Below are 17,454 nucleotides of genomic sequence, written 5' to 3'. Positions count from 1 at the left end.
GAGGCGCTCGCGTCCGACGGGGGGCCGCTCCGGCGGCGAACGCCGACCCCGGACAGCCCGCCCGGACGGCACACGCCGGCCCCGGGCAGCCCGCCCGGACGGCACCCGTCCAACGGTGGGCAGCATCAAAGGCGAATGCCGACCCGGGGCAGCCAGCCCGGACGGCACACGCCGGCCCGACAGCGGCCCGCCGGGAGGCGCCCGCGTCCAACGGTGGGCCCGCCCCAAAGGCGAACGCCCTTTCGGGGCAGCCCGCCCGGACGGCGCCCCCGTCCGACGGTGGGCCGCCCCGGCGGCGGACCGCCGGACGGATGCCGCAGCCGCGGCGGCCAGCCCGGGGTCGCCCCCAGGCGGCTCGCCCGAGCGCACGCCGCCCTCAGGACGGCGGCCCGCTCAGGCGCGCGCCGTCCCCCGATCGGGCCGTCGGACTCCCGCTCCCCCCCGGAGAGTCCGGCGGCCCTCCCCGCTCTCCTGCTCACCCGGCCCAGCGCCGAGGCCGTATCACCTCACGAAGGGAAACCGGACCCCCATGTCCACGGAAGCCGTCACTCATCCGACCTACGGGAACTGGCGCCGGCCACGGCGGCCGGGGCTCGGACCGCTCGGGCTCGTCGGCACGTTCGGTGTCTTCGGCGGGCTCGTCGTCACCCTGCTCGCGTCCCTGATCTCCCTGTACGCGGCGCTGACCGTGCTCGTCCCGGTCGTGCTGTTCCTGACGCCGCTCGCCCTGCGCACCCAGGACGGGCGCAACGTCTACCAGTTGCTCACCCTGCGCATCGGCTGGCGCAGCCGCAAGGCCAAGGGCGCGCACCTGTACGTCTCCGGGCCGCTGTCCGCCCGGCCGGGCGGCCGGTTCCGCCCGCCGGGCCTGCTCAACAAGGTCGCCGCGATCGAGGGCCGGGACGCCTACGACCGCCCCTTCGGCGTCCTGCACCACCCGGCGCGCAACCTGTACACGATCGTGCTGGGCTGCGACCCGGACGGCGGCTCGCTGGTCGACCCCGACCAGGTCGACGTATGGGTCGCGCTGTGGGGCGAGTGGCTGGCGCGGCTGTCGCACGAACCCGGGCTGCGCGGCGCGTCCCTGATCGTGGAGACCGCGCCCGATCCCGGCACCACCCTGGCCCACGAGGTGCTGCCGCGCATCCGCCCCGACGCACCGCCCGCGGCCCGCGCGGTGATGGAGGAGGTCGTCGAGCGCTATCCGACCGCCTCCTCGGAGATGCACACCTACGTCACCCTCACCTACGGCATGCCCGCGGGCCAGAAGCGCAGCAAGGAGGACGTGATCACCGACCTGGCGATCCGTATCCCCGGTCTGCTCAGCGGGCTCGTCGCGGCCGGCGGCGGGGCCGCGTACCCGCTGTCGGCGGAGCGGATCGCCGAGGTCGTGCGGGTCGCCTACGACCCCGCGGTCGCCGCCGACGTCCTCGACGCCCGTGCCCAGTACGGCGGTACGGGCCTGGAGTGGGAGGACGCCGGTCCGGCCGCCGCCGTGGAGACGGTGGGCAGTTACCAGCACGACTCGGGGGTGTCCCGGACCTGGCTGCTGACGCTGGCGCCGCGCGGCACCGTACGGTCCTCGGTGCTGCGGGGGCTGCTGGAGGCGTCCCCCGGCACCCGCCGCAAGCGGGTCGCGCTCGTCTACCGGCCCATCGATCCCGCCACCTCGGCGCGGATCGTCGAGGCGGACCGGCGCGCCGCCCAGTTCATGGCCACCTCGGGACGCGGCATGGTGCAGGCGCGGGCCGCCTCCGAGATGCGGGCGGCCGAGCAGACCGCGGCGGAGGAGGCGTCGGGCGCCGGACTCGTGGAGTTCTCGCTGATGCTGACGGTCACCGTCGACGACATGGACGAGCTGGCGGACGCGACCGTCGCCGTACGGAACCTGACCGCGGCCTCGCGGGTGCTGATGCGTCCCGCGGACCGGATGCAGGCGGCCGCGTTCGCCTGCACGCTGCCGGCCGGGATCCTTCCGTGGGAGCAGACCCTGATCCCGCACGAGCTGCAGGAGGCGCTGTGAGCCGCCGGAGCGAGGAGAAGAGGGCGGAGCGGGCGGACCGGCTCGCCGAGGAGTCGGCCTGGCGGTCACCGGCGGGGGCGGCTTCCGCGGCGTCACTGGCGGAAGTCGACCCGTCCTGGGCGGAGAAGAAACCGGGGGGAAAGAAGGCCGACAGCGGTAGGAAGGCCGCCCGGCCCAAGGAGCTCTACGTCCCGCCGCGCGGCTGGTACGGCCCCGGTGGCGGTCGGGTCGGCTACATGGATCCGCCGACCATGTGGCGGGCCACCACCGTGCAGGCCTGCGGCATGTGGCCGTTCGCCGCCGGTTCGGGCTCGCCGATGACCGGAGTGCCGCTCGGGCAGCACCTGTTCACCGGCGCCACCGTGTGCGGCGACCCGCTGAACTGGTTCACCCGGGCCCGTTACATCTCCAACCCGTCGCTGTTCATGCTCGGCATGCCGGGTCTGGGCAAGTCCACGCTCGTCAACCGGATGCTGATCGGGCTCAGCGCCACCGGCGTCGTACCGCTGGTGCTCGGCGACCTCAAGCCCGACTACGCGGACACCGTGCGCGCGCTGGGCGGCCAGGTGATCTCCATCGGGCGTGGCCGGGGCGGCATCAACGTCCTGGACCCGGGCGCGATGGGCGCGGCGGCGGCGCGGATCGGCGGCGAGGCGGGCGAGGTCCTGAAGGCCGAGACGCACGGCCGTGTGCTGAACATGGTGGCGGCGCTGGTCACCATCGTGCGCGGCCGTCCCATGGACGACCACGAGCAGTCCGTGCTGTCCGCCGTGCTGCACCACCTCCGCGAGCGCACCCCGAAGGGCCGCGCGGCGCTGCTGCCGGACCTGCTGCGGGTGCTCACCGAGGGCCCCGACCGGGTGCGGGCGGTGACCCTGGACCGCGGGGACGACACCCGTTACCGGGACGCCGTCGATCCGCTGCACCGCTCCCTGCTGGGCATCCTCGACGGTCCGCTGGGCGACACCTTCGCCTCCGAGACGTCCACCCGGATCGACCCGGACGCGCCGGCGGTGTGCATCGACATCTCCGGCATCGGTGAGGCCGACACCCAGCTGACCGCGGCCGCGATGCTCGCCGCCTGGTCGGACGGGCTGGGCACGGTGGCCGCCTCGCACGCCCTGGCGGACGCGGGACTCGCGCCCCGGCGCTGGTTCTTCACCGTCCTGGACGAGCTGTGGCGCCCGCTGCGGGCCGCCTCCGGCATCGTCGACCGCATCGACGCGCTGACCCGGCTCAACCGGTCCCTGGGCCTCGGCGACGCCAAGATCACCCACACCCTCAAGGACGCCGAGGCGCTCGGCACCGACTCCGACCGGGCCAAGGCGCGGGGTTTCGTCGAGCGGGCCGGGATGGTGGTCTGCGCGGGACTGCCGAAGGCCGAGATGGAGGACCTCGGCAAGGTGGTGGGTCTGTCCCGGCGTGAGATCGAGCTGGTGTCGTCGTGGTCCTCGCCGCCCGGCTGGGGCGTCTCCGGCGAGCACGAGGAGCCGCCCGGCCGGGGCCGCTTCCTGATCAAGGTCGGCGGCCGGCCCGGCATCCCCATCAAGGTCGCCATCACCGACGCCGAACGGCAGTTGCACAACACCAACACCCGCTGGACGCCCAACGAGACGGCCGTCGAACAGGCCGTCGCGCACACCGCGGCGCAGGTCGCGCGGGCCGCCCAGGAGGAACCCCGTCCGCTGCCCGGAAGGTGGACCGCATGAGCGGCAGGCCGCCCTCGGCCGGTGGCGTCCACGAACTCGCCCCCTGGGCGATCGTGGCCGTCGCCGCGGCATCCCTCACCGTGTTCACCGTCGGCTGGGCCGGCGGCACCCTGGGGGCCGGGATCACCGGGCACGGCTGGGACGCACCGCCGTTCGCCCTGTCGACCGCCTCCCGGCTCGTCGGCGACGGTCCCGGGGCCCTGTGGCCGGGCACCGCGCCCGCCGCGGTCTACGGCGGGATGCTCGCCCTGCTCGCCCTGATCGTGGTTCCCGCGGCCGTCGTCGTACGGCTGCTGCTGGCACGGACGGGACGCGCCAAGGGCCTCGCCGGCCGGCGCGAGCTGGCCGGCATGTGCCCCAAGGGCATCGAGGCCCGGGCCCGGGAACTGCGCCCCAGCCTCAAGGGCAGGGACGAACTCCACCCCGACGAGACCGGCAACCTGCTCGGCGACCTCGCCCCCGACGGGCCGGAGCTGCGCAGCAGTCACGAGGACGTCGAACTCGACCTGATGGCCCCGCGGGCCGGCAAGTCGACCGGCATCGCCGTTCCCCGCGTCCTGCGCGCCCAGGGCGCCGTCCTGCTGACCTCCAACAAGTCCGACGTGTACGCCGTCACGCGCGCCGAACGGGCGAAGACGGGCCGGGTGTGGACGTTCGACCCGCAGGGCATCGCCCACACCGAGCGCGCCATGTGGTGGAACCTGCTCGGCGACTGCCACACCATCGAGGGCGCCCGCCGGCTGGCCGGGCACTTCGTCGCCTCCGTCAACGACGACACCGCGAAGAAGGACTTCTGGATCTCGGCCGCGCAGAACACGCTCACCGCGCTCTTCCTGGCCGCGGCGCGCGGCGGCGCCCCGGTCACCGATCTGCTGGGCTGGCTCGCCGACCCCGCCGACCGCACCCCGGTCGACCTGCTGCGCGACGCGCGTCTCGTCGCGATGGCGGAGCAGTTGCAGGGCACGGTGCGCGGCGCCGTCGAGACCCGGGACGGCATCTACGAGACGGCCCGGCAGACCGTGTCCTGCCTCCTGGACCCGGAGATCCTCGCCTGGGTCACCCCGGACCCGTATCTGCCCGAGTTCCGACCGGACCGGCACGTCGTCGGCAAGGACACCCTCTATCTGCTGTCCAAGGACGGCGGCGGCTCGGCGGCCGGTGTCATCGCGGGCCTCGCGGACGCGACGATGCGGGCGGGCGTGGTGGCCGCGGAGCGCATGGGCGGACGTCTCGACCCGCCGCTGACCGCGGTCCTCGACGAGGCCGCCAACGTGTGCCGCATCTCCGATCTGCCCGACCTCTACTCGCACTTCGGCTCCCGCGGCATCAACGTGGTGACGCTGCTGCAGAGTTACCGGCAGGGCGCCCGGGTGTGGGGCGAGGTGGGGATGGACGCGCTGTGGAGCGCGGCGACGGTGAAGCTGCTCGGCGCGGGCCTGGACGACGCCGACTTCGTGCAGAAGATCTCGACGCTGGTCGGCCAGCACGATGTGAAGACGCCGAGCCTGTCGCGCAGCAAGGACGGCACGCAACGCTCGTACTCCTACCGACAGGAGTCGATCCTGCCGCCGGACAAGATCCGCGCCCTGCCCAAGGGCACCGCCCTTCTGCTGGCCACCGGTGTCCGGCCGGCCCTGATCCGGCTGCGCCCCTGGTACAAGGAGCCGGGCGCTGCCGTCATCTCGGCGCAGGCGAAGGCCGAGGCGAACGCCATCACGGCCCGGGCGGCGGCCCGCGCGACCGGCGGGGTGCCGCTGACGAAGAAGAGCCGCTGGGAGCGGGACGCCACGCCGGCGTGAGGGCGCCGTGGCGGTGTCCGGGGCGAGGCGCAGACCTTCACCGAGACACCGCCGCCGCACCGAAGGCGACGGCCGCAGTCGGCCCCAGGCCCTCAACGTGACACCGCTACCGCCGGACCGAAGGCGACGGCCGCAAACGGCCCCAGGCCCTCGACGTGACACCGCCACCGCCATGCCACGTCCGACGGCCGCAGTCAGCCTCAAGCCCTCGACGTGACACCGCTACCGCCGGACCGAAGGCGACGGCCGCAGTCGGCCCCAGACCCTCGACGTGACACCGCCACCGCCATGCCACGTCCGACGGCCGCAGTCAGCCTCTGGCCCTCAACGTGACACCGCCACCGCCGGACCGAAGGCGACGGCCGCAAACGGCCCCAGGCCCTCAACGTGACACCGCCACCGCCATGCCACGACCGGCGGCCGCAGTCGGCCTCAAGCCCTCGACGTGACACCGCCACCGCCATGCCACGTCCGGCGGCCGCAGTCGGCCTCAAGCCCTCGACCGGACACCGCCACCGCCGGCCCGAAGGCGACGGCCGCAGTCAGCCCCAGGCCCTCAACGTGACACCGCGCCATGCCGCGACGGGCGGCCGCAGTCGCCTTCAGGTGCTCAAGCGGACACCGCCACCGCCGTGCCGAAGGCGACGGTCGAGGACAGGAACCAGGCGAACGACGGGGCGAGCAGGTGCCGTACCGTCCACAGCCTGGCTGTCGTGGGCCGCTCGCGGACGAAGACCACGGGCACGGTACGGCCGAGCGGCGGCAACCCGCACAGCGGCGCGTACGCACCCGGATCGAGGACGAGGTCGCGCCCGAGGTGGTCGGAGAAGGCGACGAGCCCGCCGCGCCGCCGGTCGGCCGCCGTACGCGCGGTGACGACGCCCATCACGCGCAGGCCGCGCGCCCACAGCCGGCCGGCCGTCAGCAGGCCGCGGGCGGCGAGCAGCAGGCAGCCGAGCCCGAATCCCGTGCACAGGGCTGCCAGCAGCAACTCCGCGTCCATCGCGTCCCCTTGTCCTCGACAGCGGCGTAGGCCCCCACGACAGGGCACAACGGGCCACGGCCCACCCCGGTTCACGCGGTCCCCTTGAACCACTGCGCACGGCAACCCCGTTGTGTGGGCGAAGCCGTCACCACGTCGGCTGTGAAGGGAGCTTCGGACGGCATGAGACGGATTCCGCGCGCGCACCGCAACCGGACGGCGGCGGCCCTCACCCTGTTGTGCGCCCTGACGGCGACGACCCAGTCGGCGGCCCTCGCGGCCCCCGCCCCCGGTCCCGTCACCCTCGAAGAGGTCCGCGCCCAGCTCGACGACCTCTACCACCAGGCGGAGGTGGCCACCGAGAAGTACAACGCGGCCGACGAGAAGGCCACCGCCCAGCGCAAGAAGGTCGACACGCTGCACGGGCGGATCAAGCAGGCGGAGCGGCAGGAGGCGCGGCTGAAGGCGCTGCTCGGCGCCGCGGCCCGGGCCCAGTACCGCGGCGGCGGGCTGCCGGCCGAGATGCAGTTCGCACTGGCCCCCGACCCCGAACACGCCTTGGACGACGCCGCGTTGGCCCAGCGGGCGCAGCAGGGCACGCAGGACCGGCTGACGGCGCTGGAGGCGGCCCGCAGGGAACTGCGCACCCGCACGGACGAGGCCACCGCCGAACTGAAGGGCCTGCGGGCGAGCCGTCGCGCGATGGACGACAACCGCGACAAGATCGAGAAGCGCATCGCGACCGCCCGCGCGCTGGAGTCACAACTGCGGGCCGAACAGCTGCAGAAACTGGCCCAGTTGGAGAAGCGGGCGCAGGACAAGGCGCAGGCGAAGTGGGAGGACACCGGCGTCCTCGACAAGGTCTCCACGAAGGCGACCCCGGCCGGCCGGAAGGCCATCGCCTACGCGACCAAGCAGCTGGGCAAGCCCTACGTGTGGGGCGCCGAGGGCCCCGACTCCTTCGACTGCTCCGGCCTGACCTCCCAGGCCTGGCTGCACGCGGGCGTGGTCATCCCCCGCACCTCCGAGGAACAGTGGGCCCGCCTCCCCCACGTCCCGGTCTCGCAGATGCGCCCCGGCGACCTCATCATCTACTTCTCCGACGCCAGCCACGTGGCCCTCTACATCGGCGACGGAAAGATCATCTCCGCACCGCGGCCCGGGCGATGGGTGTACGTGTCGCCGGCGGGGTCGATGGAGATCCTGGGGGTGGTGCGGCCGGGCGCGTGAGGGGGCCCCTCTCCCCGGCGCTGAACCGTCCACCGCCACCGGCCCGTTGTAGCCCCCGTCGGACGTCCGAGCGGAAAGTGGGGACACCATGGCCGGTACGGAAGCAGGTCCCCGGGACCGGAGCCGGTTGACGAAGAGTCCCGGCAGCCTGGCCCGCGAGCTAGTGGAGACCGAGTCCCGGCTGGGCAGGGAGCGCCGCAGACGCGAGCAGGGTTCCAGGGCCGAGCGGTTCTGGAGGGGTCTGCGTGACGCGTGGCGCCGCCTGCGGGGGCGGGGCGAGGGCCGGGCGGATCAGGCGTGGGAGGGCGCGCCGTCGTCGGGAGCGGAACAGCAGCGGACGGGCACGCCGCCCGGACCCGGTGCGGCCGCTGGAGGCCCGGTGACGGCCGGCCCCGGGGCGGCGGCCACGCGGTTGGAGCCGTCCGCAGCCGAGCAGAAGGCGATCGACAGGATGGCGTCCCTCATGGAGCGCATCCAGCGGCTGCCGCCGGACGAGTTGAAGGCGCTCGAGGACGCGGTCCTCAAGCTCGTCAGGACCGACGAGACCCTGAAGAAGGCGTTCAGCGCGGACCCCATGAGCATGCCCGCCGTCGCCCGGTTCGCCGTCAACGCGCACCTGAGGGAGGCGGAGTCGGCGAGCGAAGCCGCTTCCACGGCCGACGCTCGAAGCCGGCAGCCCGCTTCCCCCTCGCCCGAGACGTCCGGTCCCGCCTTCACCCCGCTGACCGTCGACCTGCCGGGCCCACGTCTGCCGGACGGCCAGGCACTGTGGGACACCGCCGAGCGCGCCTTCGCGGAGGGCAACAGCGCCGTCGAGGCCCTGGACCGGATCAGGGACAGGACGATCGCCGAGGACGCGAGGCAACACGCCGCGCTCAGGGAGCGGTTGCAGGGCGCCGAGGCGAGCCCGGACGCGGTGCGACGGCGGGTGAGCGGGGACGAGACCCATGACGGCCACGCGTTCCTCGCGGTCGAGGCGGAACACCGGGCCGGTCAGGAGCGGGCCGAGGCCGAGCGGAGCCGTACGGCGAGTGCGGCCGGCAGTACCGCGCCCACTCCGCCCTCACCCCTGATGAGCCCCGTCAGCCCTGTGAGTCCGGTGAGCCCGTTCAGTCCACTGAGCCCGCTGAGCCCTGAGGGGCCCGCTCTCAGCCGGAGCAGTTCGGTCACGTCCACGCTCGGCCCGGAAGGGCTGGCGGTGCTGCGTGAGCAGCCGGCGCTCACCCGTGGCCCGTCGGTCCGCTCGGACACGCACTCCCCTTCGGCCCCGGGTGGTCGTACGCCTGCCCGACCGGCCGGCCAGGACCGACCGGGTGCCGCGAGCAGGCGCTGACCTCGCGCCCACGCGAGCGCCTCGTTGCCTGTTGAACCAGGCGTCGCCCAGGGGCCGTTGTGCCCCACGGCAAGCAGGTTTCCTGCCTCGTGAAAGGACGTCCGAAATGCCAAGAAGCAGCCCCTCGGGCTCAGGCAGCGAAGACTCGTTCGAAAGTGCCAGGACTCATCAGTCGAACCGATCAAGGAGCTCCCAGCAGTCCAACCGGTCCCGAACCTCCCAGCAGTCCGCCGGGTCGAGCGCTTCCTACTCAAGCGCGACGTCCATGGCCTTCTACTCCGTCAGCGGAAGGTCCAGTGGCCAGCTCCAGGTCAATCCGGACCCCTTCGTGCCCACCCAGGACCCGAACGGCCCCCGGTTCGACCCGCCGGGCGGAGTCGGCTCCGGCGTCTACGACGTCGAGTCCAACACCTACCTCGCCAGAGACAACAATGCCATCCACCGGTGGAGCGCGAGCGCCCAGAACTGGGTCAAGAACCACAAGTCAGACGTCGCGCGCTTCTTCTACGACGCCTCCGGTCTCATCGGTCAGGCCATCGCCAAGCGCATGACCGACCATGACGGCAACCTCACGGCGACCGGGAACGTCCTGAACACCGTCTCCATCGCGGCGGGCGGCCTCAGGGGCGCCCAGACGATGTACAACGCCTACCAGAACAGCCAGCCACTCGGCGTCGCTGGCGGCGCGGCCACCCTGGCCGGAGCCGCCTACTACGCATACGGCAACAGTTCCACCCTGACCTCCGCCCAGCAACTGGCCGCCCAGTCGACGGGCTCGGCGGTCTGGGGCAGCGGAGTCGCGTTCTCGTACACGGGGCAGCAGAACCCGACACCGTCGCAGAGCACCCCGTCCAGCACGTCCTCGGCCGCGTACATGTCCTCGCCCTACGCACAGGGCCAAGGGCAGCAAGGCCAGGGGCAGCCGCCGTCGCACCGCGGCCGTCCGAGCGGCCAGTCGAGCGGCGCCGTACCTCAGCAGCCCCCGCGCAGGAGCGGTTCTCCCAGCCCCGGCAGGTGATCCGCGCGCCGGGGAAATCCGGCCGACCGGTCTAAGTAGGGGTGGGCGCCCGGCGGGCGATCGACCGCCGGGCGCCCACCCCGCTCCGGGTCCCGCAGCCCTCGGCACATCCGCACCGACAGCAAGACCGGAACGTATGGAGCAGCCGCATGTCCGCCGAGCCCGCGCCCGCACCCGAAGCACCCCAGGCACCCCCCTTCATCCTCTACCTGGACGGACCCGACCACGCCGACGCCCTGAACCGGCTGACCCTGTGGGTACGGCACCTGCTGCTGCCCGTGTACGCCAGGGAGGTCACCTCCAACGCGCCCTGGTGCCCGAGCTGGTGGCAGCATCCGGAGGCCGTGGCGCAGCTGTACGGACTCTGGATGGCCTGGCAGGAGCTCACGGCTCCGACAGCCGGCCTGTCCGGCCCGGCGGTCTGGCACCGTGATCACCTGACGCACGTGATGGCCTCCCTGCGTGACCCCAACGGCCCCTTCGCGGGCTGCAAAGCCGGTGCCCATCGGGCGAAGGAGGCGCCGCAGATGGACCCCTATCCCGCGTGAGCACCGCACTCGAGCGCCCCTCGCGGCGCACACCACCCACCGAGCGGGTTCCGACCACTCGCGAGCACGGTTGAACCGTGCTCGCCCGACGCCCGTTGTAGCTCGCAGCCGGAACGCCAGGAAGGGACGGGCATGAGCCGGGACGAAGAGACGGACGACCCGGGCGCGGTGGACGAAAACTCCGCGCCCCGACGTCCGGTGGACATGAGCAAGCGCGAGCCGTTCGAGGAGGCACCCGGGGCGCCACAGCCCCTGTCGGTGGTCATCGCGGCGGACGGCTCCGCCGCCATCGACGGGGCACCCGTGCCGGTGGAGGGCGGGGCCGTCGACGCGGCGATCCTCGACGCCCTGCATCACCGCGCGACCGAACGCGGCTTCCCCGTCACGGCGGCCATTTCCGATCCCGCCGTGGAACAGGTGACCTTCGTCGAGGTCTCCCCCGACGGCTCGAGCAGACTCGTGGAACCACCGGAGCCGGCCGAGGACGGCTCCGAGCCGACACCGTGGCCGGAAGGGCCCGGCTTCGGGGGGCCGGTGTTCGAAGATCCGGGATCGGAAGGTCCGGGAGTCGCGGGTCCGGGAGTTGTAGGGCTGGGAGCCTCGGGGCCGGGAGTCTCGGGGCCGGGGATGGCACCACCTTCTGGGCCGACACCGCCTCCGACGGGCTCCTCGAAGGACGATGCCGATTTCGAGCAGGCCCTCGCCGACGTCCTGGACGACCTGGACGACGCGCCGTACGCACCGCAGCGGCCCTCGGGGACGCGGCCCGCAACCGGCCCCCTGCTGCGCCGCCAGAAGCCCGCAGCAGGCACCGCCTCGCGCCAGTCCGACGACGAGTTCCGCGCGTCCGGTCTGCTGCACCGCCCCCTGGTCGTAGGACCGGTGGCGCTCGGTGTGGCCGCCCTCGTCGTCGTACCGCTGGTGCTGCTGGGCAGCGGGGGTTCGGGGGGAGGGGAGAACAAGGCCGCCGGTGCCAGCGACGAGCTGACCAAGGGACCGTCCAGCCACGGCCCTTCGGCGACGCCGACGCCGACCGTGTCCGTCTCGCCCAGCCTGCTGTCCCCCTCGCCCAGCGCCTCCCCGTCGGGGAAGGGCAAACGCGGAGGGAAGGGCAAGAAGCACACCGACGGTGCCACCGGCGTGACGACCACGGTGACCGTACGGCCCCCCGCGGCCACGGCGACCGTGACCGCCAGGCCCGCCGCGGACACCGCCGCCTCCGCCGTGAACCGGCTCGCCAGGAACGACCCCGGACGGCACATCTGCTACCGCGCGTACGTGTCCGGACAGGGCTGGCAGAAGCCCGTGTGCGACGGCACGGTGGCCGGTACGACGGGTCAGAACCGGTCGATCAAGGCGCTCAACATCGCGGTGCGCGGGACGGGTGGTACGGCAGCCAACGCCTTCGTCCACAAGCCCGGTTCGACCGACGGCAAGGGTGTGTGGATGCCGCACTGGACGGCCAACACCGCCGACGGCAAGGACATCTACATCGGCCATGCGAAGAAGAGCGCACCGAACATGCTCGGATTCGCCATCAACATCGGCAGCGGCGGCCAGGTCTGCCAGGCCGCCCGCGTCCACAACTCCGACTGGGGCCAGTGGGGTTGTGTCGGACCGAGGCCCGAGTACGTCTTCGGCGGCACCCTCACCAACGATGTGTACCTGGAGGCGGTCAAGTTCACCGTGTGAGCGGCGTCACGGGTGTGACGTACCGAATGTCACGTCCTGTGACGTCCCCGGAAGGAAACAGTTCAACACCCGGGCAACATTGAGCACATGAAGTGTCACTAGAGTCCGCAGCGTGAACGCAGCGAACTCGACCGACTTACGTTTCTCCGTGCTGGGCCCCGTCCGGGCCTGGCACGCGGACCGGGAGCTTGACCTCGGTTCACCGCAGCAGCGGGCGGTACTGGCCGCGCTGCTGCTGCGGCGTGGGCATCCCGTCTCGCTCGCCGAACTCGTCGACGCCGTGTGGGGTGTCGAGCCGCCGGCCGCCGCCGTGTCCGTCCTGCGCACCTATGTCTCACGGCTGCGCAAGGTGCTGGAACCCGGCCGCGGCCCGCAGGACCCGCCCCGCACGATCGTCTCGGTCGGGGACGGCTACCGCGCCTGTGTCCCCGAACAAGCCCTGGACCTGACCGTGTTCGAGCGCAGTACGGCGGACGCGGCGAAGGCGGCCGCCGCGGGGGACGAGTCCACCGCCGCGCAGCTGCTGCACGACGCCCTCGACGGCTGGCCGGGCGCGGCGCTGGCCGGCCTGCCCGGCCCGCTGGCCGAATCGGAGCGGGCCCGGCTGGCCGAGGAGCGGCTGAGCGCGCTGGAGGCGCGACTGGACCTCGACGTCCGGCTCGGCCGCCACGGCCAGGTCGTCGCGGAGCTGCTGTCGCTGACCGCTGAGCACCCGCTGCGGGAGGAGCTGTGCCGGCTGCTCATGCTGGCCCTGTACCGGTCCGGCAGGCAGGCCGAGGCCCTCGCCGCGTACCGCAGGACCCGTGCCACCCTGGTGACGGACCTGGGCATCGAACCGGGCGCACCGCTGCAGGAGTTGCACGCACGCATACTGGCGACGGACGCCGGCCTGATCTCGGGGACCTCGCCGCGGTCGGCTTCGGCAGCCGGTTCTCCCGGGCAGTCGTCGCCCTCGGCCGCCGGTTCTCTCGGGCAGGAGCCTCCGACCTCCGACGCCGCCTCGCAGCCGGTACCGGCCATGGACACTCCGCAGTACCAGGAGCCCCAGGAGCCCCAGCCGTCGGTCGCCCCGCCCACCCCGGCCACCCAGTCCGTCCCGGCCGCCCCCGCCGCCGTACCCTCCCCAGCCCCCGCCCCCGCCCCCGCCCCCGCCCAGGCCACCGACGGGCCGCAGTCCGCCTCCCGCCGCCCCGCCTACGCCCCCCGCCTCGCCCAACTCCCGGCCGACCTGCCCACCTTCACCGGCCGTCAGGCCGAACTGAAGGCGACGCTGGGCATGTTGCCGCTGGACGGCAGCGCCCCCGCCACCCTGGTGATCACCGCGATCGGCGGTATGGCCGGCGTCGGCAAGACGACCTTGGCGGTGCACCTGGCGCACCAGGTCGCCGACCGCTTCCCGGACGGACAGCTCTGCGTCAACCTGCGCGGCTTCGACCCGACCGGCTCGGTGATGTGCTCGCAGGACGCGATCCGCGTGCTGCTCGACGCCCTGGGCGTCCCCCCGCAGCGGCTGCCCGCCGGCCTGGAGGCGCAGACGGCGCTCTACCGCAGTGTGCTCGCCGAGCGGCGTGTGCTGATCCTGCTCGACAACGCGCGTGACGCCGAGCAGGTCCGCCCGCTGCTGCCCGGCTCCCCCGGCTGCTTCGTCATCGTCACCAGCCGCAACCAGCTCACCGGCCTGGTCGCCGGTGAGGGAGCGCACCCGCTGACGCTGAACCAGCTGACGGCCGCCGAGGCCCACGAGTTCCTGGCCCGGCGGCTCGGCGGCGCACGGCTGGAGAAGGAACCACGGGCGGTGGACGAGATCATCGCGCGCTGCGCACTGCTGCCGCTGGCCCTCGCCGTGGTCGCGGCCCGCGCCGCCACCCACCCCGACTTCCCGCTCAGCGCCATCGCGGAGGAGCTGCGGGACAGCGACGACAGCCTCGACGCGTTCGCGGGCGACGACATCACCATCGACGTACGAACGGTCTTCTCCCTGTCGTACGAGGCCCTGTCCCCGCCCGCCGCACGGCTGTTCCGGCTGCTGGGTCTGCACGCCGGCCCGGATCTGTCCTCTCCCGCGGCGGCCGCGCTCGCCGGGCTCACCCCGCGTGAGACCCGCGGCCTGCTCGTCGAGCTGACCCGGGCCCACCTGCTCACCGAGCACTTCCCCGGCCGGTACACCCTGCACGACCTGCTGCGGGTGTACGCCGCCGAGCGCGTCCGCGCCGAGGAGACACCGCGCGACCGGGACCTGGCGGTGGAGCGGCTGCTGTCCTGGTATCTGCACACCGCGGCCGCGGCCTATCCCCTGATCACCCCGAACCGCAACCCGATCCCCCTCGAACCGCCGCCGGCCTCCTGCCGCCCTCTGTCGTTCACCACCCTCGACCAGGCCGTCGACTGGTGCGAGACCGAACGGCCCAACCTGGTCGACGCGGTCCACCAGGCGGCCGCCTCCGGGCAGCCGGGCATCGCCTGGCGGCTGCCCGCCGTGCTGTGGGGGTTCTTCTACCTCCGCAGCCATCTGGGCGACTGGCTCGACACCACCCGCACGGGCCTGTCCGCCGCCCGGGCCGCGCAGGACCGCCGGGGCGAGTCGCAGGCACTCGCGGACGCGGCCGCGGCGCTGCGCAGCAACGACCGCTTCGACGAGGCCATCGCGCTCTTCCACCGGTCGATCGTCGTCTGCCGCGAACTCGGCGATGTCGACGGCCGGTTGCGCGCGGTGGGCAACCTCGGGGACGCCTACCTCCAGACCGGCCGGCTGGACAAGGCCGTCGAGTACAGCCGCCGGGGCCTGGTACTGGACCGGGCGCTGGGCAACACCTGGGGCGAGGGCATCGCCCTGAGCAACCTGGGAGACGCCTACCAGCGGCTCGGCCGGTTCGACGAAGCCGTCGACTGCCTGGAACAGGCCCTGACCGTGCTGCGCGCGAGCGGCAACCGCTGGGTGGAGGGGGTCGCCCTCGACGTACTCGGCACCGTCCACCACCGGCTCGGGGCGCGTGACCGCGCGGTGGCGTACTACTGGGAAGCGCTCGCCGCCCACCGGGACATCGGCAACCGCTGGGGAGAGGGCCACACCCTGGGCCACCTCGGTGACGTCCAGCTGGCCGCCGGCGAACCGGAGGCGGCCGACGGCAGCTGGCGTCAAGCCCTCGGGATCTTCGCGGAGTTCGACCATCCGGACGCCGCGAAGATCCGAGAGAAGCTGCACTCCCTTCAGCTGGCGTCGCGGTAGGCCTGACCGGCGGCGTTCGCTGTGGTCCCGTCGTACAGGCCGGTCGGGCTGGTCGTGGTGGACAGCGTGAACCAGGCGTAGCGCTCGACGTAGTCCAGGCCGTCCAGCATCCGCGTGGAGGAGTTGATGAAGGCGGTCTCCTCCTGCTGGCTGGGGTAGCGGGGGGTGGCCTGGGAGAAGTCGATCAGGCCGTACTCGGTCAGCCAGATCGGCTTGTGGTAGCGGTCGTGGACGCGCTGGATGTACTGGCTGAGCTGGTTGGCCGCGTCGGGGCCGAAGTCGGCGCCGTACCAGTGCAGGGGGATGAAGTCGACGCGCAGGCCGCGCTGTTCGGCCCCCTGCATGAAGCGGTCCAGCCAGCCGCCGGCGATGTCGGCGCCGGTGGCGACGGCGGGTGCACCGAGCCGCATACCGGTGCTCTGCAGCCGGGGCCACAGGTCCAGGGCCTGCTCGACGGTCATGTTGGCCTGCGAGCCGGAGTCGGGCTCGTTGAAGCCGAGCAGCTCACTGCCCTCGTTCTTGGCGCTGCCGAGCTGCTCGTCGGTGACGGAGCCGGGGCCCCAGATCATCGGGACGTACTCGACACCGTCGGGCTTGGTGACGCTCCCGGTGGACGAGGCCCAGTTGAAGTACCAGGAGGCCTTGGAGTCGACGAGCGCCTGCGAGGCACCGTCGACGGGGTTGAGGCTGACGCCCTTACGGGTGGAGGTGGCCGGGCGGTTAGTGGTGGTGGTACCCGGATCAGAAGTACTGGGCCCGTTCGCCCCATTGAAGGTGACGGTCATACGGCTGCACTTGGTGCACTGGTACATGGTCCGGTTGCCCGGCTCCGCGTCCTGCTTCGACCAGGCGTACGCGGTCGGGCACTTCTGATTGATGACGTCGCTGTAGGAGGTCTTGGCATCCCGATTGGGATTGACACACACCAGCGCCTTGCCCGTCCCCTGATCCTTGACCAGATCCTCGGCCGGACAGGCGGACAGCAGGTCCACCGCACACCCCGCCGCCGCGCACTCCCCCGTCTCGGGCGGGGTCATGTCGTTGGGGGTGATGGTGACGGCGGCGGAGACGGCGTCGACATAACTGACGTCGTACCAGGGCGCGAGCGAGTCACTGGGGTCGAAGTTGAACTCGGCCAGGCTGGTGGGCTGTTGCCCGGTGGAACAATGATCGACGTACGGCCCGCAGTCACCGACCGCGCAGTGGAAGGTGCTGCCGTCGTCCCCGGAGCAGCCCTGCCGGGCGAAGAAGGTACCGCGCCAGTGCCCGGCACCCTCACGCTCGGGAATGGTGAGGGTGGCGGACTGCCCCGGCTCGAGAACCGGCAGCCCGGTCAACGCGGCAGACCCGTCCGCATTGACATTGCTCCCCACCCAGATACGGCTGTCGGTCCTGTTCTGCAGGGTGATGGTGTGCTCCACGTTCCCCACGTCGGCGGCCGGCGCGCCGTGCAGACGGGCGGCGTCGGAATGCCGCCCGCTGAGCCCGACCGCGGTCGCGGCGGTCGCCCCCACGACAACCAGTAACAGGACCAACAGAATTGAGCGTCTGCGCATAAAACGCATGAACCATGCCTCTCAGATCGCGCTTGCGGCGGATCGCAGACGATCGAACGCCGCCTGCGGAGGCACGACGGATGCGGAGGGAGGGCGGTTCAGCTCGAACCCCTCCGGCAGGGGCAGAAGGGCGGCGGGCAGCGGGGAGCAGGGAGGCTCTGGCACCCGAAGGCGAGGCGCCAGAGCCCCGTCCTCTGCAACCGCCTCCCGTTCCCCTTCGGGGACGGCCCTACGACGACACAGCAGACCGTGCGGGCCGAGACGAGGGCGAAAGCCCCCCTCGGCGGCAGAGGCAGTGAGCGGCATGACCACGAACGCGACCTCCCGGACTCGACGAC

The 17,454-nt window shown here is 72.9% G+C and carries 11 protein-coding genes; 9 read left to right on the top strand and 2 right to left on the bottom strand.

Going from position 1 to position 17,454, the window contains the following annotated elements; translation table 11 throughout:
- Positions 1–529 precede the first annotated feature (529 nt).
- The 3 genes from M8J74_RS14470 to M8J74_RS14460 are packed head-to-tail and all read left to right on the top strand — an operon-like array spanning position 530 to position 5,531.
- Entirely contained in the window at positions 530–2,023 is a 1,494-nt protein-coding gene (locus M8J74_RS14470; RefSeq protein ID WP_249836777.1) for an SCO6880 family protein, read from the top strand.
- Complete coding sequence (locus M8J74_RS14465) at positions 2,020–3,732, top strand: putative type IV secretion/conjugal transfer ATPase (protein WP_249836776.1); 1,713 nt, start codon at positions 2,020–2,022, stop codon at positions 3,730–3,732. The genes M8J74_RS14470 and M8J74_RS14465 overlap by 4 nt, the downstream gene beginning before the upstream one ends.
- The gene (locus M8J74_RS14460; RefSeq protein WP_249836775.1) at positions 3,729–5,531 is read left to right on the top strand and encodes a type IV secretory system conjugative DNA transfer family protein; all 1,803 of its coding nucleotides are present in this window, start codon (positions 3,729–3,731) and stop codon (positions 5,529–5,531) included. The genes M8J74_RS14465 and M8J74_RS14460 overlap by 4 nt, the downstream gene beginning before the upstream one ends.
- Positions 5,532–6,141: 610 nt before the next feature.
- Here M8J74_RS14460 and M8J74_RS14455 read toward each other — a convergent pair.
- A complete protein-coding gene (locus M8J74_RS14455; RefSeq protein ID WP_249836774.1) occupies positions 6,142–6,534 on the bottom strand; it encodes a hypothetical protein in 393 nt (130 codons plus the stop codon).
- Positions 6,535–6,696: 162 nt separating this feature from the next.
- Here M8J74_RS14455 and M8J74_RS14450 point away from each other — a divergent pair, with 162 nt between their 5' ends.
- From M8J74_RS14450 to M8J74_RS14425, 6 genes are all read left to right on the top strand, one after another.
- Positions 6,697–7,743, top strand: coding sequence for a C40 family peptidase (locus M8J74_RS14450; RefSeq protein WP_249836773.1), 1,047 nt, complete (start codon positions 6,697–6,699; stop codon positions 7,741–7,743).
- Positions 7,744–7,870: 127 nt separating this feature from the next.
- Positions 7,871–9,076, top strand: a complete 1,206-nt coding sequence (locus tag M8J74_RS14445; protein WP_249836772.1) for a hypothetical protein — start codon at positions 7,871–7,873, stop codon at positions 9,074–9,076.
- 265 nt (positions 9,077–9,341) lie between these two features.
- The gene (locus M8J74_RS14440; RefSeq protein WP_249836771.1) at positions 9,342–10,094 is read left to right on the top strand and encodes a hypothetical protein; all 753 of its coding nucleotides are present in this window, start codon (positions 9,342–9,344) and stop codon (positions 10,092–10,094) included.
- Positions 10,095–10,243: 149 nt separating this feature from the next.
- Positions 10,244–10,642 carry a DUF4913 domain-containing protein gene (locus M8J74_RS14435; RefSeq protein WP_249836770.1) on the top strand — a complete coding sequence of 133 codons (399 nt, stop codon included), beginning with the start codon at positions 10,244–10,246 and terminating at the stop codon, positions 10,640–10,642.
- Between the two features lie 132 nt (positions 10,643–10,774).
- Positions 10,775–12,334, top strand: a complete 1,560-nt coding sequence (locus tag M8J74_RS14430; RefSeq protein ID WP_249836769.1) for a hypothetical protein — start codon at positions 10,775–10,777, stop codon at positions 12,332–12,334.
- Between the two features lie 112 nt (positions 12,335–12,446).
- Positions 12,447–15,560: an AfsR/SARP family transcriptional regulator gene (locus tag M8J74_RS14425; protein WP_249836768.1), complete on the top strand. Its 3,114-nt coding sequence runs from the start codon at positions 12,447–12,449 to the stop codon at positions 15,558–15,560.
- On the opposite strand, the gene M8J74_RS14420 is transcribed toward M8J74_RS14425, so the two are convergent.
- Positions 15,542–17,074, bottom strand: a complete 1,533-nt coding sequence (locus M8J74_RS14420; RefSeq protein ID WP_249836767.1) for a glycosyl hydrolase — start codon at positions 17,072–17,074, stop codon at positions 15,542–15,544. The genes M8J74_RS14425 and M8J74_RS14420 overlap by 19 nt on opposite strands.
- Between the last annotated feature and the right edge of the window lie 380 nt (positions 17,075–17,454).

It is taken from the genome of Streptomyces panaciradicis, from assembly GCF_023516615.1.
GTDB classification, from domain to species: domain Bacteria; phylum Actinomycetota; class Actinomycetes; order Streptomycetales; family Streptomycetaceae; genus Streptomyces; species Streptomyces panaciradicis.
This window is presented reverse-complemented; position numbering and strand designations above follow the sequence as displayed.

Coding starts and splice junctions, on each gene's coding strand:
- M8J74_RS14435 (WP_249836770.1), top strand. CDS start 10,244: ATGTCCGCCGAGCCCGCGCCCGCACCCGAAGCACCCCAGGCACCCCCC.
- M8J74_RS14460 (WP_249836775.1), top strand. CDS start 3,729: ATGAGCGGCAGGCCGCCCTCGGCCGGTGGCGTCCACGAACTCGCCCCC.
- M8J74_RS14470 (WP_249836777.1), top strand. CDS start 530: ATGTCCACGGAAGCCGTCACTCATCCGACCTACGGGAACTGGCGCCGG.
- M8J74_RS14455 (WP_249836774.1), bottom strand. CDS start 6,534: ATGGACGCGGAGTTGCTGCTGGCAGCCCTGTGCACGGGATTCGGGCTC.
- M8J74_RS14450 (WP_249836773.1), top strand. CDS start 6,697: ATGAGACGGATTCCGCGCGCGCACCGCAACCGGACGGCGGCGGCCCTC.
- M8J74_RS14440 (WP_249836771.1), top strand. CDS start 9,342: ATGGCCTTCTACTCCGTCAGCGGAAGGTCCAGTGGCCAGCTCCAGGTC.
- M8J74_RS14430 (WP_249836769.1), top strand. CDS start 10,775: ATGAGCCGGGACGAAGAGACGGACGACCCGGGCGCGGTGGACGAAAAC.